The following is a 16557-nucleotide window of genomic DNA, read 5'->3' as shown; positions in this document are numbered from 1 at the left end:
TCCGGGTTTGTAGATCCGGACTTTGTAATGATGATATTAACTATTAACTTCTTGGTTTCGGATATTCCAACTCATAGGTTTCAATATCGAATTTACAGTCTCTCACCAACAGGTGAACTCTGAGGTTGTCTACATAAATAGCTCCGTCATCTTTCACCTCGTTGATATTCGTATGTGTGATCTCGCGACCGTCGATAATAACCACCATTCCGGATCCCAAACATTTTACTTCGTGTCCTTTTTTGACCAGGATTGCTGTGTCTTCACCTAATCCGATTCCCATCTGCCCGGGATTCCGGATGATAGCCTGGGCAAGTCTTCCGAATCTGCCACGTTTTAAAAAATGGGTATCTATGATACAGCCTTCCAGCAAACCAAGCCCTCCGCCGGTTTTCAAATCCGATTCAAAAAGCGCCTCATAGGTACCACCCGACTGGATCATGACCTCCGGAGCAACTGCAGCTCCGGCACTTGTTCCTGCAACTGTAAAATTCTTATCCAGGAAATACTTATCCTTGATCGCATTAGCAACCGGGGTTCCGCCCAATATTGTCGCAATCTTAAATTGATCCCCGCCGGAGAATAATACCGTCTCTGCTTTGTTTATACGGTCTACAAACTTTTCATCATTGGCTTCCGTTTTGGTCTGAATGTTCATAAACCCTACATTTTCGCACCCTATTTTTTGAAATGCCTCTTTGTATCTTTTTTTCTGTTTCTGAGGCTCATTCGATGCGGTAGTAATCACTTCGATACGCGGATTTTCGGATTTACTGCTGATCAGTTTTTTCAAAATTTCCATTTCCACGAATTTCGGATTGTGGTAAGCCATGTCGACTTCTCCTTTTCCTTTATCTTCTGCACCTCCGATGATTAATAATTTTCCTTTTGGAATAGTCTGCCGATTCATGATTGTTGCTTTTATAGTTCTGCTGTAAAATAGAAATGACCGAAAAAAGAAAGATTACAAAATTTCAGATGTGGTTTACATAATTCTCACCAGCATAAACGATGATTATTTATAGATTTTCACTCCGAAATCTTCCCGGGTTCTCCAGGCCCGGTGCATGCGTTCGCTGTTAAACGATACTCCAATATTTCCATCCGAATCAATACCTATTGCGCCCAGATCTCCTGTTTTGTCTTCGTTCTTTACCAGAATCACGTGATCGATTGCTTCCTGGATGGTGCATCCGGTGTGTTCAACAGTTGCAGCAATGTTGTAGGCCATTACTTCCGTAATGAGGAATTCACCGTCTCCAGTGCAGGAAACTGCTGCTGTTTTATTGTCTGCATAAGTGCCCACACCAATGATCGAACTGTCACCGATCCTTCCCGGCTGACAATATTCCGTGCCACCGGTAGAAGTTCCGGCAGCCAGGTTTCCATCTATATCCAAAGCTACCGCTCCGACCGTACCGTGCTGGCGTTTGGTGTGTTTATCGTATGCTTTTTTCTGACCTCCTTTCTTTTTCCGCTCTTTCTCGAAAGCATCCCACTGGTGTTCGGTAATGAAATAGGAATCCGGTTCCATTTTGATTCCCATATCTTTCGCTGTTTCGGTGGCTTCTGCACCTCCCATATACATGAGTGAACCATCCTTGAGCAATTCTTTTGCAAAAGAAATCGGGTTTTTGATATTGTTGATAATAGCTGTTGCACCGGCTTTCTTTTCTTTTCCATCCATCATGGACGCACACATTTCCACATTTCCTGCAGCTGTAATCGCAGAACCTCTTCCGGCATTGAAGTATTTATTGTTTTCCAATGAAATAATAGCTGCTTCCACGGCATCCAAAGCACTGCCGCCTTTTTTCAGGATACTGTAGCCTGCCTCAACAGCATCGCTCAATCCTTTTTCATATTCCGGAATGTGTTTGAGAATAAATTCTGAATCCGGCCCTGCACCTCCGTGCACTACTATCGCAATTTGACCCATCGTTACAATTCTTCCCATTTTGCTTTTACTTTAGTTAAAACTTATTCATACTTCTTCAAATAAATTACAATGGCCACGATAATCCCGATCACAATCAGGCGCTGGATGATCTTCCAGGCAAAAGTTCCCGGTTTGTATTTAGCCAATACACGCCAACCGCGATCGTTGGTAAACAAAGGAATGCGTAAACGGAGTAAATCTGCCAGTTGTCCTCCCAACGAATCCACACGGTCGGCAAAAATGAGCAACAGCCAGCGCCGGAGTTTGTTTTCGCTGAATTTATAAGCTTTACGGCGCAGCACGCCACTCAATCCCTTGGGTGGATTTTTTGTTCCGAAAACAGCCGATAAATAAGGCCTTTCGGTCGATTTCAAAATTTCCGTTTTCGCGGATTGCAGATACGGTCTTTCCCAACCGCTTCTTTTTCGGTCATCCCCGGTATATTTTTTCATCGGGTAAGTCGGATTGTTTGCCGGATCAGCATCCATTCCCCAGCCCGGGATTAATCTCGGATCTATAATATGTCGTTCCATAGCTTAAAAGTTTGAGGATGGTGGTATCAGAACGGTCTTAATACAATTGTCCAGTTTATCGGAGAAAATCCGGTAGGCATCCGAAACATTTTCCAAGGGAATGCGGTGCGTAATAATCTCTTTCGGATTCAACCTTCCTTCCATCACATGATCGATCAATTTGGGGAGGTTGCGTTTTACGGAAGCCTGGTTGGCACGGATCGTGATTCCTTTATTCACCACATTCCCGATCGGAATGAGGTTTCCGGTTGGTCCGTAAACACCCACTATCGAAACAATGCCTCCTTTTTTGACGGAATTGATCGCCCAATGTAGCGCAGTAGCCGACCCGGATTGAAGCAAGAGCACTTTTCCCGTCAGTGATTGCCAGCCATCCCCGTTGGCCTCACAACCTACCGCATCGATACAAACGTCTGCCCCGAACCAGTCGGTAGTCCGTTTCACGAACTCCACCACATCTTTCATTTCATCGAAATTATAGGCTTCGCAGGGAGCGTAGTTTCTTACAAATTCAAGCCTGTAATCTATGTTGTCGATCACGATCACACGCCCCGCTCCGAAAAGCCAGGCACATTTTGCCGCCATGATTCCAATGGGACCGGCACCGAAAATAACAACGGTGTCTCCGCTCACAATTCCGCCCATTTCACAGGCCTGGTAAGCTGTCGGAACCACATCGGTCAAAAGAACTGCATTTTCCGGGTCCATTTCAGACGGAATGACCGTTGGCCCCACATCTGCATAAGGAACACGCACGTATTCTGCCTGTCCGCCGTGGAAACCGCCTGCTGTATGCGAATACCCGAAAATCCCGCCAACTGCCGTTGCTTCCGGGTTCGATTCGTGGCAATTCCCGTATAATTCCTGCTTGCAAAATGCACATTTCCCGCAACTGATGTTAAACGGAACAATCACGTGATCCCCGACTTTCAGTTTCTGTACATTCGTTCCTACTTCCACCACAATTCCGATGAATTCATGTCCGAAAGTAGATCCGACGCGCGTATCCGGTACGAAACCGTGATACAGGTGTAAATCCGATCCGCAAATACACGATCTTGTAACGCGGACGATGCAATCATCCGGATGTTCGATTTCGGGCTCGGGTTTTTGTACTGCTCGTACCCGGTAAGGGCCTCTGTAATCCATTGCTAACATATTGTTTCATTTTTAAGTTTCAACTGCTTTGCTGTGATTTTTCAGGGGATAGCATGATAAAGGTCCGGTCAATATCACTGAGATTTATTACACATTCCCGTGATTTATTTGCGTTATTCCTTGATACATCATTCTTTATAGTAATCATGTAACAATTTCAAAATGCCTGTAAGGATTATTCTATTGAAAAAGAAGAACTTGACCGTTTTTAAATTCAAACTCATGGAAAGTATCTATCAAAAATTCCAGGATTTAATCGGCGAAGGGAATGACACTCTTGACATCTGGCAAATCCTGCTGCGCACAGCAATGGTTTTTGTTCTGACTATTGTGATTATCCGTTTGTCAGACCGGCGTGCTTACAGTTTATTGTCGCCCTTTGAGAATGTGATCGTTTTTCTGCATGGGGCGCTTCTCGGGCGTATTATCCTCGATCCTTCCACGCCTTTTCTACCGGCTGTTGCTGCCGCGGCATTGATTTCGGTCCTTCACCGGATTGTAGCGATGCTTTCCATCAGGAGTAATTTCTTCGGATACCTGATCAAGGACGAAGCTGTTGACTTGTATAGAGATGGTGTTCAAATCACGCGAAATATGAAACGTATGAACATCAGTGAGAATGATCTTCTGGAGGAGGCACGCAAGCATATTAACGCAGATTCACTGGACAAAGTAAAAACTGCCCGCCTGGAACGTGCCGGGAACATTTCATTTGTACTGAAGGAAGAGGAATAATCGATCAATCTGTTTCTGTTTCTCCTTCTGCTTCCGCATCACCTGTTAGAAATGGTTGAGTAGGGAATGCAAAGCTAATGGAGCGTTCCTTGAAAACTTTGATGATTTCCATGTATATGGCGTGTTGCACATCCATGTAAACGCCGTAATCCGGGCTGAGCACATTGTAGACAAATTCAAAATTGATGCTCCAGTCGCCCAAAGCGGCCAGGTGCCCACGGCCATATTCTACCTGCGGCTGTTTATCGATAATGTTTTTTACCAGTCCCGGAATTTCTTCCAATACTTCCGAAGGCGTATTGTAAACGACCCGTAGTGTGAACACAATCCGGCGTGTTTCCAGCCGTTTGAAGTTATTGACCCGTGAATTTGTCAGATCGCTGTTCGAACAAACCAGCTGATCTCCGCTCAATGTACGGATACGTGTTGTTTTAATCCCGATTTTCTCTACCGTTCCGGACTGGTCTCCGATTGTAATCGAATCCCCGATCTCGAACGGTTTATCGAAGAAAATAGAAAAATAGCTGAACAAATCTCCCAATATGGTTTGTGCGGCAAGTGCCACTGCAATTCCACCGATTCCCAAACCGGTAATGAGTGTTGTGACACTATATCCCAGGTTATCGATCAGGAAAATAATTCCGAGGATCCATATGACCACATTCAGAACGATCATTAATCCCGAAACGGATTGTTCTCCGGATTCTTCACCGGACCTTCGCCGGGTAACGGTCATCAGCAAACGGCGGAATACGGCACTTATCAGACGAAGGACACAAAAAGTCAGTGCCGCCATATAAATAATATGAATCACTTTGTCTGCCTTGGGAGACAATTGAAGCGTACTGATCGCAAAGTATAAAAAGCCAACGTATAAAATCGGGACGATTAATCGCTCAATTCCAATGACCAGCAAGTCATCCCAGGTTGCGGAAGTAGACGCAGACCAGGTTTTCAGGCGTTTGAGTACAACGTAGCGAAATAATCTGATTCCAAGAACGGAAACAATCACGATTCCCAATGCAAACAACCAGGAATAAACCGTGTTTCCCCAAAAAGTATGCTGCAAAAACTTCTCCATATACTATCTAAAAAAGAGGCAAATCCGGTGCAACTGGTTATCTATAGATTAAAGAAGGGGCTATTGCCCCTTCATACCTAACTCCTAACCAGTTTTGCCATTACCAACTACAACTTATGTAATGATGAAGCTAATTTAGAACCAAGCCGAAAGTAAGTTCTTACAATTTTTTTCAAAGGATTTACATAATTCATACTATTGGGTAGCATGATTGATTTGTTTTATTGGAATCTTTCCTGTGCCTGCTGGCTTTGCGGAGTGAAAAAGTTTATCAGGTTACCGTCCGGATCGCGGAACAGGAGCGAACGGTTTCCCCATGGCATCGTTGTTGGCTGTTGTACAAGTGTCTCACTGATCAAATCTTTAATGCGTTCATATACCTCATCCACTTGATCGACCCGAAATTCAATGATGACACTTTTATTACTTGCCGGAACCGCAATTCCTTCTCCGAAAAAACTCAACGTGCGTGTGCTCCCGATTGCCAGCTTGGTTTGACCGATTGATAATTCGGCAAAATCTTCTGTATACCAAACTGCCTGTAAAGCGGTAATCTCTTCAAAAAACGAAACCAATCGTTTCATGTCTGCTGTAATAATTCGTACCGACGCTAAATCCATAATCTTGTCTGTTTGTTTGTTTGATTAAAGACAAAATTAGATCTGCTCATTGACAGCAGCTTGTCAGGGGTGTTGGAATTTTTTTCGCCGTTCGGCCAAATATTGATGAAGCGTGATCGGATGTGGTGAAAACGATTCGTTTTGCGGAGTTATTTCCTGTATCCGGTCCAGGCGGAACATCCGGTAATCCTTTCGCAACCTGCAAAATGCAATCAAGGCCCAGCTTTCATCCAGGGTGTAATACATGGCAAAAGGTTCTATAGTCCGCTCGGTTTGTTCCGGATCCTTTTCAGACCGGTAGGTAATCTTCAATACCTTAAAATTCGTCAATGCATTTTGGATAACCGTGAGCGAATCACTGGAATTGGTTTTGGGGATCACCGGGCTTACCGCAATGCGATTGGAAAGCAAATCTGCTCTATCTTTTGCAGCATAAGACAAAACGGCCTTCACTTTTGACACAGCTCCCAAATATGCTTCCACCAGCGAACTGTCTTTGTTGGTTCGCACCAATTGTTCCATCGTGATCAATGCGTTTGCCTCGTCCTCGTTGAACATCACGGGCGGAATCTTAAATCCTTCCAGCAGGGAATATCCTTTTCCATCAACTGTTACGATCGGAATTCCGGCCATTTCCAGCGTTTTCAGATCGCGGTAAATCGTCCGTACGCTCACTCCGCATTTTTCCGCAAGCATCGTCGAAGTAACAACGCTTTTTGTTTGCAGCTGTATGAGTATTGCTGTGATCCTTGCTATTCTTGGAATATCTGTGCTGTTCATTCGTCCGGTTCTGAGCTTAAAGTTGACAAAAATCTTTGGATTCCAATACGCATAGCTATTTGTGAATTAAACATACCAATTAGTATGTTTTAGAATTATATTTGCATCCGATAATTAAATAAACAATATGGAAACAGGAACAACCCGCAATTACAAACCACTCGTCTGGATCTTAACCTTAGGAATAAACGGACTCATTATTTTCGCTTTTTTCCTGCCCGGCAAGGAAACCTTCAAAACAACTGATTTTTCTTTTTTACCCTTGCTGAATGCCATTCTGAACGGTTCAACTTTTGTATTTCTGCTGGCCGCTCTATTCGCCATCAGGCAAAAGAACATCAAACTTCACAGGAACTTTATTTTTGCTGCGTTTTCCTGTACCTCGATCTTTCTTTTGTCCTACCTGCTTTATCATTTCACGACTCCATCCACCAAATTCGGAGGAGAAGGAATTATCAGATACACCTACTTTTTCATTTTGATCACGCACATTTTTCTTGCTGTTATTACAGTTCCTCTAGCCCTTTTATCAATCGGAAGAGGCCTGAACATGGAAATTCAGCTGCATAAAAAAATTACACGCTGGACGATGCCCATTTGGCTGTATGTGAGTTTAACCGGTGTGATTGTATACCTGCTGATTTCCCCATATTACAAGTAAATCGGACATTCGTAGAAATGTATAAATCCTTTCGTTAAATGTTCAAGCGGGCGCCGGTTGATTGACCGAATTTTGTCTCATAACATTGAAATTATGAGCACAACCATTCAACAACAAAAAATTGTCCTGGTGACCGGCGGAAGTCGTGGTATCGGTAAAAGCATTGCACTGCACGCTGCAGAACGCGGACTCGGAGTTATTCTGACTTATAACAACAATCCGGAAAAAGGCCGGGAAGTAGCTGAACAAATCCGTGCATCAGGCGGTAAAGCTGTTGCTTTGAAATTAGACGCTTCATTATTGAGTTCATTCGATTCATTTACAGAACAATTAAGAGCCGTACTGAAAAGCGAATGGAACCGCGATGAGTTTGATTACCTGGTAAACAACGCAGGAATTGCGCAGCGAACACTGATCAAGGACACCACAGAAGAAGTATTCGACCAATTGGTCACTGTCAATTTCAAAGGAGTATTTTTTCTCACACAAAAACTCATTCCTTTTATTACGGATGGCGGGCAGATCATCAATATTTCATCCGGACTTGCCCGTTTCGCATTCCCGGGAACAGCCGTTTACGGCGCATTGAAAGCCGGAGTTGAAGGATTGACCCGTTATTTCGCAAAGGAATACGCCGACCGGAAAATCCGCGTAAACAGTGTGGCTCCCGGAGCAATTGACACCGAATTCGGCGGAGGAAAAGGAGATGAAAGTCACCGGCAGCAAATTGCAAGCATGACTGCCCTGGGACGCCTGGGCGAAGCCGATGATGTGGGCGCATTTGTAGCTTCCCTGCTTTCGGATGACAGCCGGTACGTGAATGCACAGCGCATCGAAGTCGGAGGCGGGATTTATATTTAACAAGCACGGGGCAGGCTCACTTGTCCCGTCATTCCTTTTAACGGATTTCATACCTTTGTTTGACTTCAATTCCTGCTCATGGATTACACAGACATTCAATCGATTTCGGAACTGCACGATTTTTTTCGGTACGAAAAACCGGTGCATCCACTGATCAGCGTCATCGACTTGGCGAAGGTGGATCGTTCACACCGGATCGCGGATGCAAAATACCGGTTGAACCTATATTCTATTGCCTGCAAGAAAATCGAAGGTTCGTTCAAATACGGGCGCACGCATTACGACTTTTCGGAAGGTGCTCTCATGTTTACTGCTCCTCACCAGGTACTTTCACCCGGAATAGAAAACAAAGTGGAAGGCTGGGCAATCTATATCCATCCGGACTTCCTTCACGCCAGTAACAAAGGCCAAAAGCTGACCGAATATTCTTTTTTCGGGTATGATACCAACGAAGGATTACACATTTCAGATGCAGAAAAGGATATCCTGGAAAATTGTGTTCAGCACATCAGCAGGGAGATCTCGCTGAATATGGACAGTCATTCCCACAACCTGATCCTGACAAACCTGGAATTGCTGTTATCCTATTGTTCGCGTTTTTATGACAGACAATTTCTAACGCGGATAAAGGCCAGCAATGATCTGGTAGAAAGGTTCGACCGTATCCTCAACGATTATTTCTCCGGGGATACTCTCATCGAATGGGGAATTCCGGATGTGAAGTACTTTGCCGAACAATTGAACCTTTCACCCAACTACTTATCCGATCTGCTGAATAAATACACCGGAAAATCCACCCAGGAGCATATTCATCTGAAACTGATCGACAAGGCGAAAGCGTTGTTATGGAGTACCACAACCCCGATCAGTTCCATTGCTTACGATTTAGGGTTCGAGCATCCTTCCCACTTTACCAAACTATTCAAAAACAAAACCGGCTATTCCCCGAAAGAATATCGCAACCTGAATTGATGCCGCTGAAATAAAAACACCCTGCCGGATATTTTTCTTAGTTTTGAATGATCTGTTTCTCTATTCATTATGAAGAAAATCGTACGCATTCTTTTTTTGATCGCTTTCACCAACAGCTATTTGTCGGCACAAACGGAAACAGCGAAACTCTGGAAAGTGGTCAACGATAAGCAGGAAGCAGATACGAACCGGCTGGAAGCCTTGCGCCAAATCTGCATGCGCGGTTACTTGTATACTTATCCCGACAGCGCATCTTATTATGCCGATCAGCTTTACGAAATGGCGGGCAACATGCATTCCCGGAAATACCAGGCGGCCGCTTTGAACGTGCAGGGAGCATCTTTCTCTTTGCGCGGCGATAATACCCGTGCCATCGCTTACTTCACCCGGAGCCTGAAGATCATGGAAAGCCTGAAAGACCGGAAGGGAATTGCTTCCTGTCTGAACAACATCGGGGTGATCTACAACGAACAGGAAAAGTATGAAAAGGCAGCTGAGTATTACGAACGCGCTTTGGTGATCAACAAACAACTCGGCGATTCTTCTTCCCTGGCCCTTTCCTATTCGAATGTGGGAAGCGTTTACCGGTCCCTGAAAAACTATTCCAAATCGATTCAATACCATCAAAAATCGATCGATATTTACCAGGCACTCCAGGACGATTACAGCCTCGGAATGTCATTCCATTTTATCGGCACCGCTTACTTTGACATGGGCGACCTTCAAAAAGCATTGGAATTCAACGAAAAAAGCATTCCGTATTATGAAAAGTCGGAGAACGTGATCGGCCTTCCGGAAGTATTCAATATTATGGGGAAGATTTACGATAAGAAAGGAGATATCCAACAAGCGATCTATTACAATAAAAAAGCACTGGAACTGGCTAAAAAAGTAGATGCCCCGGCTGCTATGCGCGAATCCAGTTTTTCACTCTACGGAGATTATAAAAAGTTGGGGAAATTCAAAGATGCGCTGGAAATGCATGAATTGTACCTCGTTATGCGCAACCGGGTTACCAACGAAGAAAGTCAGCAGGAACTGATCAAACAGGAACTTTCCTACGAATTTGAGAAGCAGCAGGCATTGGATAAAAAAGAACACGAAAAGAAACTGGCCATCGCCGCTGAGAAAGAACAACAGCAAAAAGTGATTATTCTCGCTATCGGGATCGGATCATTGCTGGTATTGATCTTTGCAATAGTGGTGATTAATCGTTTGCGCGTTACGCGCAGGCAAAAAGAGATTATTGAACACCAGAAAGACCTGGTCGAGGAAAAGCAAAAAGAAATCCTGGATTCCATTACCTACGCCAAACGCCTGCAGGATGCCATTCTTCCCCCGGTTTCCAGTTTTAAAGAACAATTCCCCGAAAGTTTTATTCTTTATAAGCCGAAAGACATTGTAGCCGGTGATTTTTACTGGATGGAGAAAACCGGCGATTCGGTATTGATAGCAGTTGCCGATTGCACGGGCCATGGAGTTCCCGGAGCAATGGTGAGCGTGGTTTGCAGTACGGCTCTGAACCGGGCTGTTCTGGAATTCGGCCTTACCGATCCGGGGAAGATCCTGGATAAAACACGCGAGATTGTGCTGGAAACATTTGCCAAGAGTTCCAAAGATGTCAAAGATGGAATGGATATTTCGCTGGTATCGATTCATACGCAAACCCTGGAAATGCATTGGGCAGGTGCAAACAATCCGCTGTGGTATATCTCAGACAATATTTTTAATACCATCACTGCCGACAAACAACCGATCGGAAGTTCTTTTGCGCCGCAACCATTTACAAGCCATCAGCTTCAGTTAAAAAAAGGAAATTTATTGTACCTGTTCACGGATGGATATGCCGATCAGTTCGGTGGAGAAAAAGGAAAGAAATTCAAATACACACCTTTGAAAGAATTATTGCTCAAAAATGCCGCCCGTTCCATGGATTCTCAAGAAGTGCTGCTGGAATCAACTTTCGAAAACTGGAAGAACGGCATAGAGCAAGTAGACGATGTGTGTATCATCGGTGTCAGGGTGTAATTATTTTTTCCGCTCTCTGAACGGAATCAGAAGAAAATAAAAGAATCTCATGGTATTTATTTAGTGCTTAATCGCTTCCAATCAGCTAGTTACGTGTTATCATTCATTATTTGAGCTGCTAAATTGCGTTTAAATAGCCGGATAAAATTGGAGGATTGGGACATTCGGGAGAAAATACAAAAAACCCTAAAACTGTGAGTTATGTAAGGTTCGGGAATTAAAATACAACAAAAATCCTACTCATTACTGTCACCTTTAGTTAGGATTTAAAAACAGACAGAATATGAAAAAGATTTTAATAATGGCTGCAGCGGTTTTGACATCCTCAGCCCTATTTTCCCAGGAAGCTCCTCAGGAAAAAATCAAGACAATTTCATTAGGACCGGCAGTAGGCTTTGGTCACACAGGTATCCGAAACACAGCCGGAACAGACATCTTCAAACCGGCATGGAAAGCGGGTCTGATCTTCAATTACAGTTCGCGTAAACACGTAGGTTTTGCAGCAGATGTACTTTGGTCACAGGAAGGTGCCCGCGTGAAAGATCAGGGATTACAAGCAGATGTAAACTTTCAATACATCCGTGTTCCTTTGAAATTTGCCTATTATTTCGGTGCGTTTGAAGACAATTTCCGTCCGAAAATTACCGTAGGTCCATCCATGGGATTCCTGTTGCATGCAACCAGCTATGTAATGGACCTGGAAAAAGTGGATGTAACGGACAATTATGAGAAATTCGATGTCGGGGTGAACGCTTCGATCGGTTTTAACTGGAAGGTGGCAACCAATATGTGGCTAAATACCGATTTCAATTATTACACGAGTTTCCTTCCGGTTTACGGCAGCCAATACAATTCCAACTTCGGAGTGCAATTAGGACTTGCTTTCGGGTTGTAGGACTTACAAACCCTTATACATAGAAAGCCCCGATAGTATCGGGGCTTATTTTTTGTCTTTACTTTACGAAACAGGTGTGTTTTCCCCACAATTCAATTGGTATTTCCTTTGCGTTCTCTCACCCTTTACGTCTAAATATGTTTGATTAATTACCGCAAAGAAACGGGAAAGTGAAAGATTTAGGGCACAAAAAAAGGGACCGAAGTCCCTTCTAAACTAAAAAACTTAAACCTAAACATTGTTCTTCTTACAACTTATTGAATGGTATTTCAAATGTACTCCTGCTTAGCGTTGTTTGGCTTACACTTTACCGCAAAGGATTTACACATTTTTTTGAATTGGCATTATACCTGTATCAGGCCCAATATATTCTTCGACGGATCCGTAAACCAAGCCATGGCAGGACCATGTTCGTTGCGGCAAATTCCTTTCGAATCGGTTTTTAAATAGGCCTCGTCGTATTGCAAAAAGGAAACTCCTTTTTTATTCAGTTCTTCCACCGCGTCATCGATGTCCGTAACCGGGATATTCAACACCGTGAAAGTCGCCGGTTCATGATCCTGCTTCGGATAAATAATGACTTTCATACCGCTGTTGATGTGCAGGGTCAAAATTGACATTTCTCCTTTTTCAACCTCCAAACCAAGCACGTTTTTATAGAAGAAGTAAGCTTCATCCGTATTTTCGGCGGAAAAACTGCTGAATATTTGTTCTCTCTGTATCATAACTGTTATTTAAAAATTCTATTTAAAACCCTGTGTTACACAAACGCGCTGTAGCCGGTAATTGCCCTTCCGACGATGAGTGTATTGATCTCTTTCGTTCCTTCGTAGGAATAGATCGCTTCTGCGTCCGCCACAAAACGAGCCACATCGTGTTCGAGTAAAATACCGTTCCCACCCATGACTTCACGTGCTTTGCTGACAATGTCACGCGTGCGCAGGCTGCAAAAGACTTTCGCCAGGGAAGCATGTTCGTCCGTCAATTCGCCCTGGTCCTGCAATTCCGACAAGCGTGCTACCATGGTTTGCATGGCCGTTAGATTGGTCAGCATTTCCACCAGGTGATTCTGGATCAACTGGAAAGAAGCAATCGGTTTTCCGAATTGTTTCCGTTCGCGGGTGTACTTCAGCGCAGCTTCGTAGGCGCCACGTGCACAACCAACTGCCAGCCAGGCAACGCCTGCCCGCGTCATACGCAGCACATTTGCCGTGTCTTTGAATGAATTAGCTTTTTGCAACCGGTCTGCTTCTTCCACTTCGCAATCCGTTAGTGTCACAATGCCGTTCTGGACAATGCGCAAAGCCATTTTATCTTCCATTTTGTCGACCTGTAGTCCCGGATTTCCTTTTTTGACTAAAAATCCTTTCACCTGGTGATCGTCTTCGTCTTGTGCCCAAATAATGATCACATCCGCGAAAGTAGCGTTACCGATCCATTTCTTTTGTCCGTTCAGCACCCAGGTGTCGCCGGTCCGTTTTGCTTTCATGGTCAATCCTCCTGCAACGGCAGAACCCACTTCCGGCTCTGTCAAACCAAATGCCCCGATCTTGCGCAGGCTTTTCAATTCGGGAATCCATTGCTGTTTCTGTTCTTCGGAACCCAGCAAATAAATCGATCCCATGACCAACCCGCTTTGCACTCCGAAAAATGTCGCAAAAGAAGCATCAATCCGTGCCATCTCCATCGCCAAAACGCCTTCCATCAAATTGGAACGCAGCGGATTGCTGTAGCCTTCATAGGCCACACCGCAAATGTCGAGTTCAGCTACTTTGGGTATCAAATGATGCGGAAATTCTCCCCGTACCCAAAAATCGTTGGCAACCGGTTTCACTTCATCTTCCATGAAAGCCCGCACCCTTAACTGGAGAGCCCGTTCATCCGGCGAAAGTGTGTGGCCGATATTGTAAAAATCCCCGTCGACGGGAGGAAGTTCTTTTTTGGAATGGTTTCCGCCAATCAGCTTCATCAAACCGGCCAATTGTTTATCATCGAGCTTCCCTACCCGGTTCATGACTTCCGCCAGGTCAATCTTTTGGGACAACCGGGAAAACTGCTCCATATCTACTTGCTTAAACAAGCGCCAGGCATTCTTAAGGTTGGAGAAAACAGACATAGTGTGTGATTTTGTATGTCTTAAAGTAGAACAAAAAGCCGTGTGGGTTTCTTAAAAGAACTTAAAACTGGTTGACACAGTAAGCTTTTCCGGGATCAGTTAAAGGACTGGCGGTATTCCAGGGGAGTAACGTTTGTCTTCTTCTTAAAGAGCGTACTGAATGATTGAGCATGCTCAAATCCCAGCGTATAGGCGATTTCACTGACCGATTGGTTGGTAGTGGCAAGTTTTTGTTTTGCTTTTTCGATCAGTCGCTCATGGATGTGCTGTTGGGTATTTTGCCCGGTATGCAGGCGTAAAAGGTCGCTCAGATAATTCGGTGACAGGTTCATTAATCCGGCAATGCGATGCACGGTCAGTAGTTCATCCGAATGGTTCTCGAAATAATCATCCACCAATTTTTCGAACTTTGCCAGTAACTGGTGATTGTGGTTTTTCCGGGTAATAAACTGCCGCTCGTAGAACCGGTTCGAGTAATTCAGCAGCAACTCAATCTGCGACAGGATAATTTCCTGCGTATGCTTATCGATGTGCCGGCATTCCTTATCAATTTTATGCAGGATTTCAATCAGGTCATTCTCTTCTTCCGCTGAAAGGTGCAATGCTTCATTTACGGCATAGGAGAAAAAAGTATAACTGCCTATCGAAGCGGCAAGCGGATGACTCATGATAAAATCGGGGTGGAAAATCAACAAATACCCGGATCCGCACTCCATATTGTTCAAATCAAGGTATTGTACCTGGTTAGGAGCCGTAAAACTCAGCACACCCTTGTCGTAATCATAATGCTGTTGTCCGTAACGGATCTTGCCTTTCGCTTCCCGCTTTAGCGCCACACAATAAAAGCGGTTGACAAAGCCTTTCCAAACTTCATCTTCTAGGAAAATACATTCGTTGAGATTAATCACACTTACCAGCGGATGCCTCGGTTCCGGCAACGACAGCAAGCGGTGAAATTCAGAAACGGATCGAATGGAGTTCATCGTACTAATTTAAACATATTAACGGAGAAAAGCGGCTATATTAAACACACAGCCGCATGAAATTTTAGTCGATCAATCCCATACTGAATTCATCGTACGGTTTTCCCGTATCTGTTCCCAAAGGAACAATGCTTTCCAGTTTGGAAAGATCTGCTTCACTTAACCGGATTTCAGCTGCTGCGATATTCTGTTCCACGTACTTTCTGCGCTTTGTACCCGGAATAGGCAAGATTCCTTTGCTTATAATCCAGGCAATTGCTAGTTGTGAAGAAGTAATGTTTTTCTCAGCTGCCATTGCTTCTATTGCTTTTACCAGTTCGATATTCTTGTGGAAATGTGCTTCCTGGAAACGCGGAATTGCACGGCGAAAATCGTTCTCCGGCAAATCGTCTATCGTACGGATCTGCCCGGAAAGGAAACCACGGCCCAAAGGAGAATAAGCAACAAAACCGATTCCCAATTCCTTCAAAGTATCCAACACACCACGTTCCTCAACGGTGCGCTCAAATAAGGAATATTCACTTTGTACAGCAGTAACCGGGTGAACGGCGTGCGCTCTTCTTACTGTTTCTGAAGACACTTCCGAAAGCCCGATGTAACCGACTTTTCCCTCCTTCACCAATTCACTCATTGCTTCAACGGTTTCTTCGATCGGTGTGTTTTTATCCAGGCGGTGCATGTAATACAAATCAATGTAATCGGTCTTGAGATTCTTCAATGAACGCTCCACCGACTTTTTCACATATTCCTTTTTACCGTTGATGGCCCAGGTCACTTTGTCGTTATCATCGATTTCCCAGCCGAACTTAGTGGCCAGAATATACTTATCCCGGTTATTCCCCATCGCCTTTGCGATAAGCTGCTCATTTTTCAGTGGCCCATACAGATCGGCCGTATCCAAAAAATTACCGCCCAATTCCAATGACCGGTGAATGGTGGCTATTGCTTCCTGTTCATCTGCCGGTCCATACATATTTCCTTCTTCAAAACCGGTCATTCCCATACATCCGAGACCTAGTACGGGTACAACCAAGCCTTCGCTTCCTAAATTTATTTTCTTCATTTTGAGTGATTTAATTTGATGGTACAAAGTTCCGCAGGAATACTCCTTTATTTGTTTGCAAATCCCCGAAAGTTGTATGTAAATCACTGTGACCCGGAAACAACAAAAATTCCACAGACTGTTTCCGGTTGG

General features: G+C 44.2%; 17 protein-coding genes. 6 read left to right on the top strand and 11 right to left on the bottom strand.

What is annotated here, in order from left to right; all coding sequences use genetic code 11:
* Positions 1-43 precede the first annotated feature (43 nt).
* The 4 genes from ABDW02_RS02285 to ABDW02_RS02270 all read right to left on the bottom strand — a co-directional run bounded on the left by ABDW02_RS02285 (position 44) and on the right by ABDW02_RS02270 (position 3630).
* Positions 44-910 carry a cyanophycinase gene (locus ABDW02_RS02285; protein ID WP_343631739.1) on the bottom strand — a complete coding sequence of 289 codons (867 nt, stop codon included), beginning with the start codon at positions 908-910 and terminating at the stop codon, positions 44-46.
* A gap of 105 nt (positions 911-1015) precedes the next feature.
* A complete protein-coding gene (locus tag ABDW02_RS02280; protein WP_343631738.1) occupies positions 1016-1957 on the bottom strand; it encodes an isoaspartyl peptidase/L-asparaginase in 942 nt (313 codons plus the stop codon).
* A gap of 23 nt (positions 1958-1980) precedes the next feature.
* Positions 1981-2472: a hypothetical protein gene (locus tag ABDW02_RS02275; RefSeq protein WP_343631737.1), complete on the bottom strand. Its 492-nt coding sequence runs from the start codon at positions 2470-2472 to the stop codon at positions 1981-1983.
* Positions 2473-2475: 3 nt separating this feature from the next.
* Positions 2476-3630 carry a zinc-dependent alcohol dehydrogenase gene (locus ABDW02_RS02270; protein ID WP_343631735.1) on the bottom strand — a complete coding sequence of 385 codons (1155 nt, stop codon included), beginning with the start codon at positions 3628-3630 and terminating at the stop codon, positions 2476-2478.
* A gap of 222 nt (positions 3631-3852) precedes the next feature.
* On the opposite strand from ABDW02_RS02270, the gene ABDW02_RS02265 reads away from it, so the two are divergent.
* Positions 3853-4365: a YetF domain-containing protein gene (locus ABDW02_RS02265; protein WP_343631733.1), complete on the top strand. Its 513-nt coding sequence runs from the start codon at positions 3853-3855 to the stop codon at positions 4363-4365.
* Between the two features lie 4 nt (positions 4366-4369).
* Here the strand turns inward: ABDW02_RS02265 and ABDW02_RS02260 are convergent, their stop codons facing one another.
* The 3 genes from ABDW02_RS02260 to ABDW02_RS02250 all read right to left on the bottom strand — a co-directional run bounded on the left by ABDW02_RS02260 (position 4370) and on the right by ABDW02_RS02250 (position 6846).
* Positions 4370-5446 carry a mechanosensitive ion channel family protein gene (locus ABDW02_RS02260; protein WP_343631731.1) on the bottom strand — a complete coding sequence of 359 codons (1077 nt, stop codon included), beginning with the start codon at positions 5444-5446 and terminating at the stop codon, positions 4370-4372.
* 221 nt (positions 5447-5667) lie between these two features.
* Positions 5668-6066 (bottom strand): VOC family protein, encoded by a 399-nt coding sequence (locus tag ABDW02_RS02255; RefSeq protein WP_343631729.1) that lies wholly within the window; start codon positions 6064-6066, stop codon positions 5668-5670.
* Positions 6067-6129: 63 nt separating this feature from the next.
* Complete coding sequence (locus ABDW02_RS02250; RefSeq protein WP_343631727.1) at positions 6130-6846, bottom strand: YafY family protein; 717 nt, start codon at positions 6844-6846, stop codon at positions 6130-6132.
* A gap of 127 nt (positions 6847-6973) precedes the next feature.
* On the opposite strand from ABDW02_RS02250, the gene ABDW02_RS02245 reads away from it, so the two are divergent.
* From ABDW02_RS02245 to ABDW02_RS02225, 5 genes are all read left to right on the top strand, one after another.
* The gene (locus ABDW02_RS02245) at positions 6974-7507 is read left to right on the top strand and encodes a DUF420 domain-containing protein (protein WP_343631726.1); all 534 of its coding nucleotides are present in this window, start codon (positions 6974-6976) and stop codon (positions 7505-7507) included.
* Between the two features lie 93 nt (positions 7508-7600).
* The gene (locus ABDW02_RS02240; RefSeq protein WP_343631725.1) at positions 7601-8368 is read left to right on the top strand and encodes an SDR family oxidoreductase; all 768 of its coding nucleotides are present in this window, start codon (positions 7601-7603) and stop codon (positions 8366-8368) included.
* A gap of 78 nt (positions 8369-8446) precedes the next feature.
* Entirely contained in the window at positions 8447-9340 is an 894-nt protein-coding gene (locus ABDW02_RS02235; RefSeq protein WP_343631723.1) for a helix-turn-helix transcriptional regulator, read from the top strand.
* A 69-nt stretch (positions 9341-9409) separates the two neighbouring features.
* On the top strand, positions 9410-11368 hold the full coding sequence (locus ABDW02_RS02230) for a tetratricopeptide repeat protein (protein ID WP_343631721.1): 1959 nt from the start codon (positions 9410-9412) through the stop codon (positions 11366-11368).
* A gap of 283 nt (positions 11369-11651) precedes the next feature.
* Entirely contained in the window at positions 11652-12263 is a 612-nt protein-coding gene (locus ABDW02_RS02225) for a porin family protein (protein ID WP_343631719.1), read from the top strand.
* A 344-nt stretch (positions 12264-12607) separates the two neighbouring features.
* On the opposite strand, the gene ABDW02_RS02220 is transcribed toward ABDW02_RS02225, so the two are convergent.
* From ABDW02_RS02220 to ABDW02_RS02205, 4 genes are all read right to left on the bottom strand, one after another.
* A complete protein-coding gene (locus ABDW02_RS02220) occupies positions 12608-12988 on the bottom strand; it encodes a VOC family protein (RefSeq protein ID WP_343631717.1) in 381 nt (126 codons plus the stop codon).
* Positions 12989-13023: 35 nt separating this feature from the next.
* The gene (locus ABDW02_RS02215) at positions 13024-14379 is read right to left on the bottom strand and encodes an acyl-CoA dehydrogenase family protein (RefSeq protein ID WP_343631715.1); all 1356 of its coding nucleotides are present in this window, start codon (positions 14377-14379) and stop codon (positions 13024-13026) included.
* 95 nt (positions 14380-14474) lie between these two features.
* Positions 14475-15362 carry a helix-turn-helix transcriptional regulator gene (locus tag ABDW02_RS02210; protein ID WP_343631713.1) on the bottom strand — a complete coding sequence of 296 codons (888 nt, stop codon included), beginning with the start codon at positions 15360-15362 and terminating at the stop codon, positions 14475-14477.
* Between the two features lie 64 nt (positions 15363-15426).
* Positions 15427-16425 (bottom strand): aldo/keto reductase, encoded by a 999-nt coding sequence (locus ABDW02_RS02205; protein ID WP_343631711.1) that lies wholly within the window; start codon positions 16423-16425, stop codon positions 15427-15429.
* Between the last annotated feature and the right edge of the window lie 132 nt (positions 16426-16557).

It is taken from the genome of Fluviicola sp., from assembly GCF_039596395.1.
Taxonomy (GTDB): Bacteria; Bacteroidota; Bacteroidia; order Flavobacteriales_D; family Crocinitomicaceae; genus Fluviicola.
This window is presented reverse-complemented; position numbering and strand designations above follow the sequence as displayed.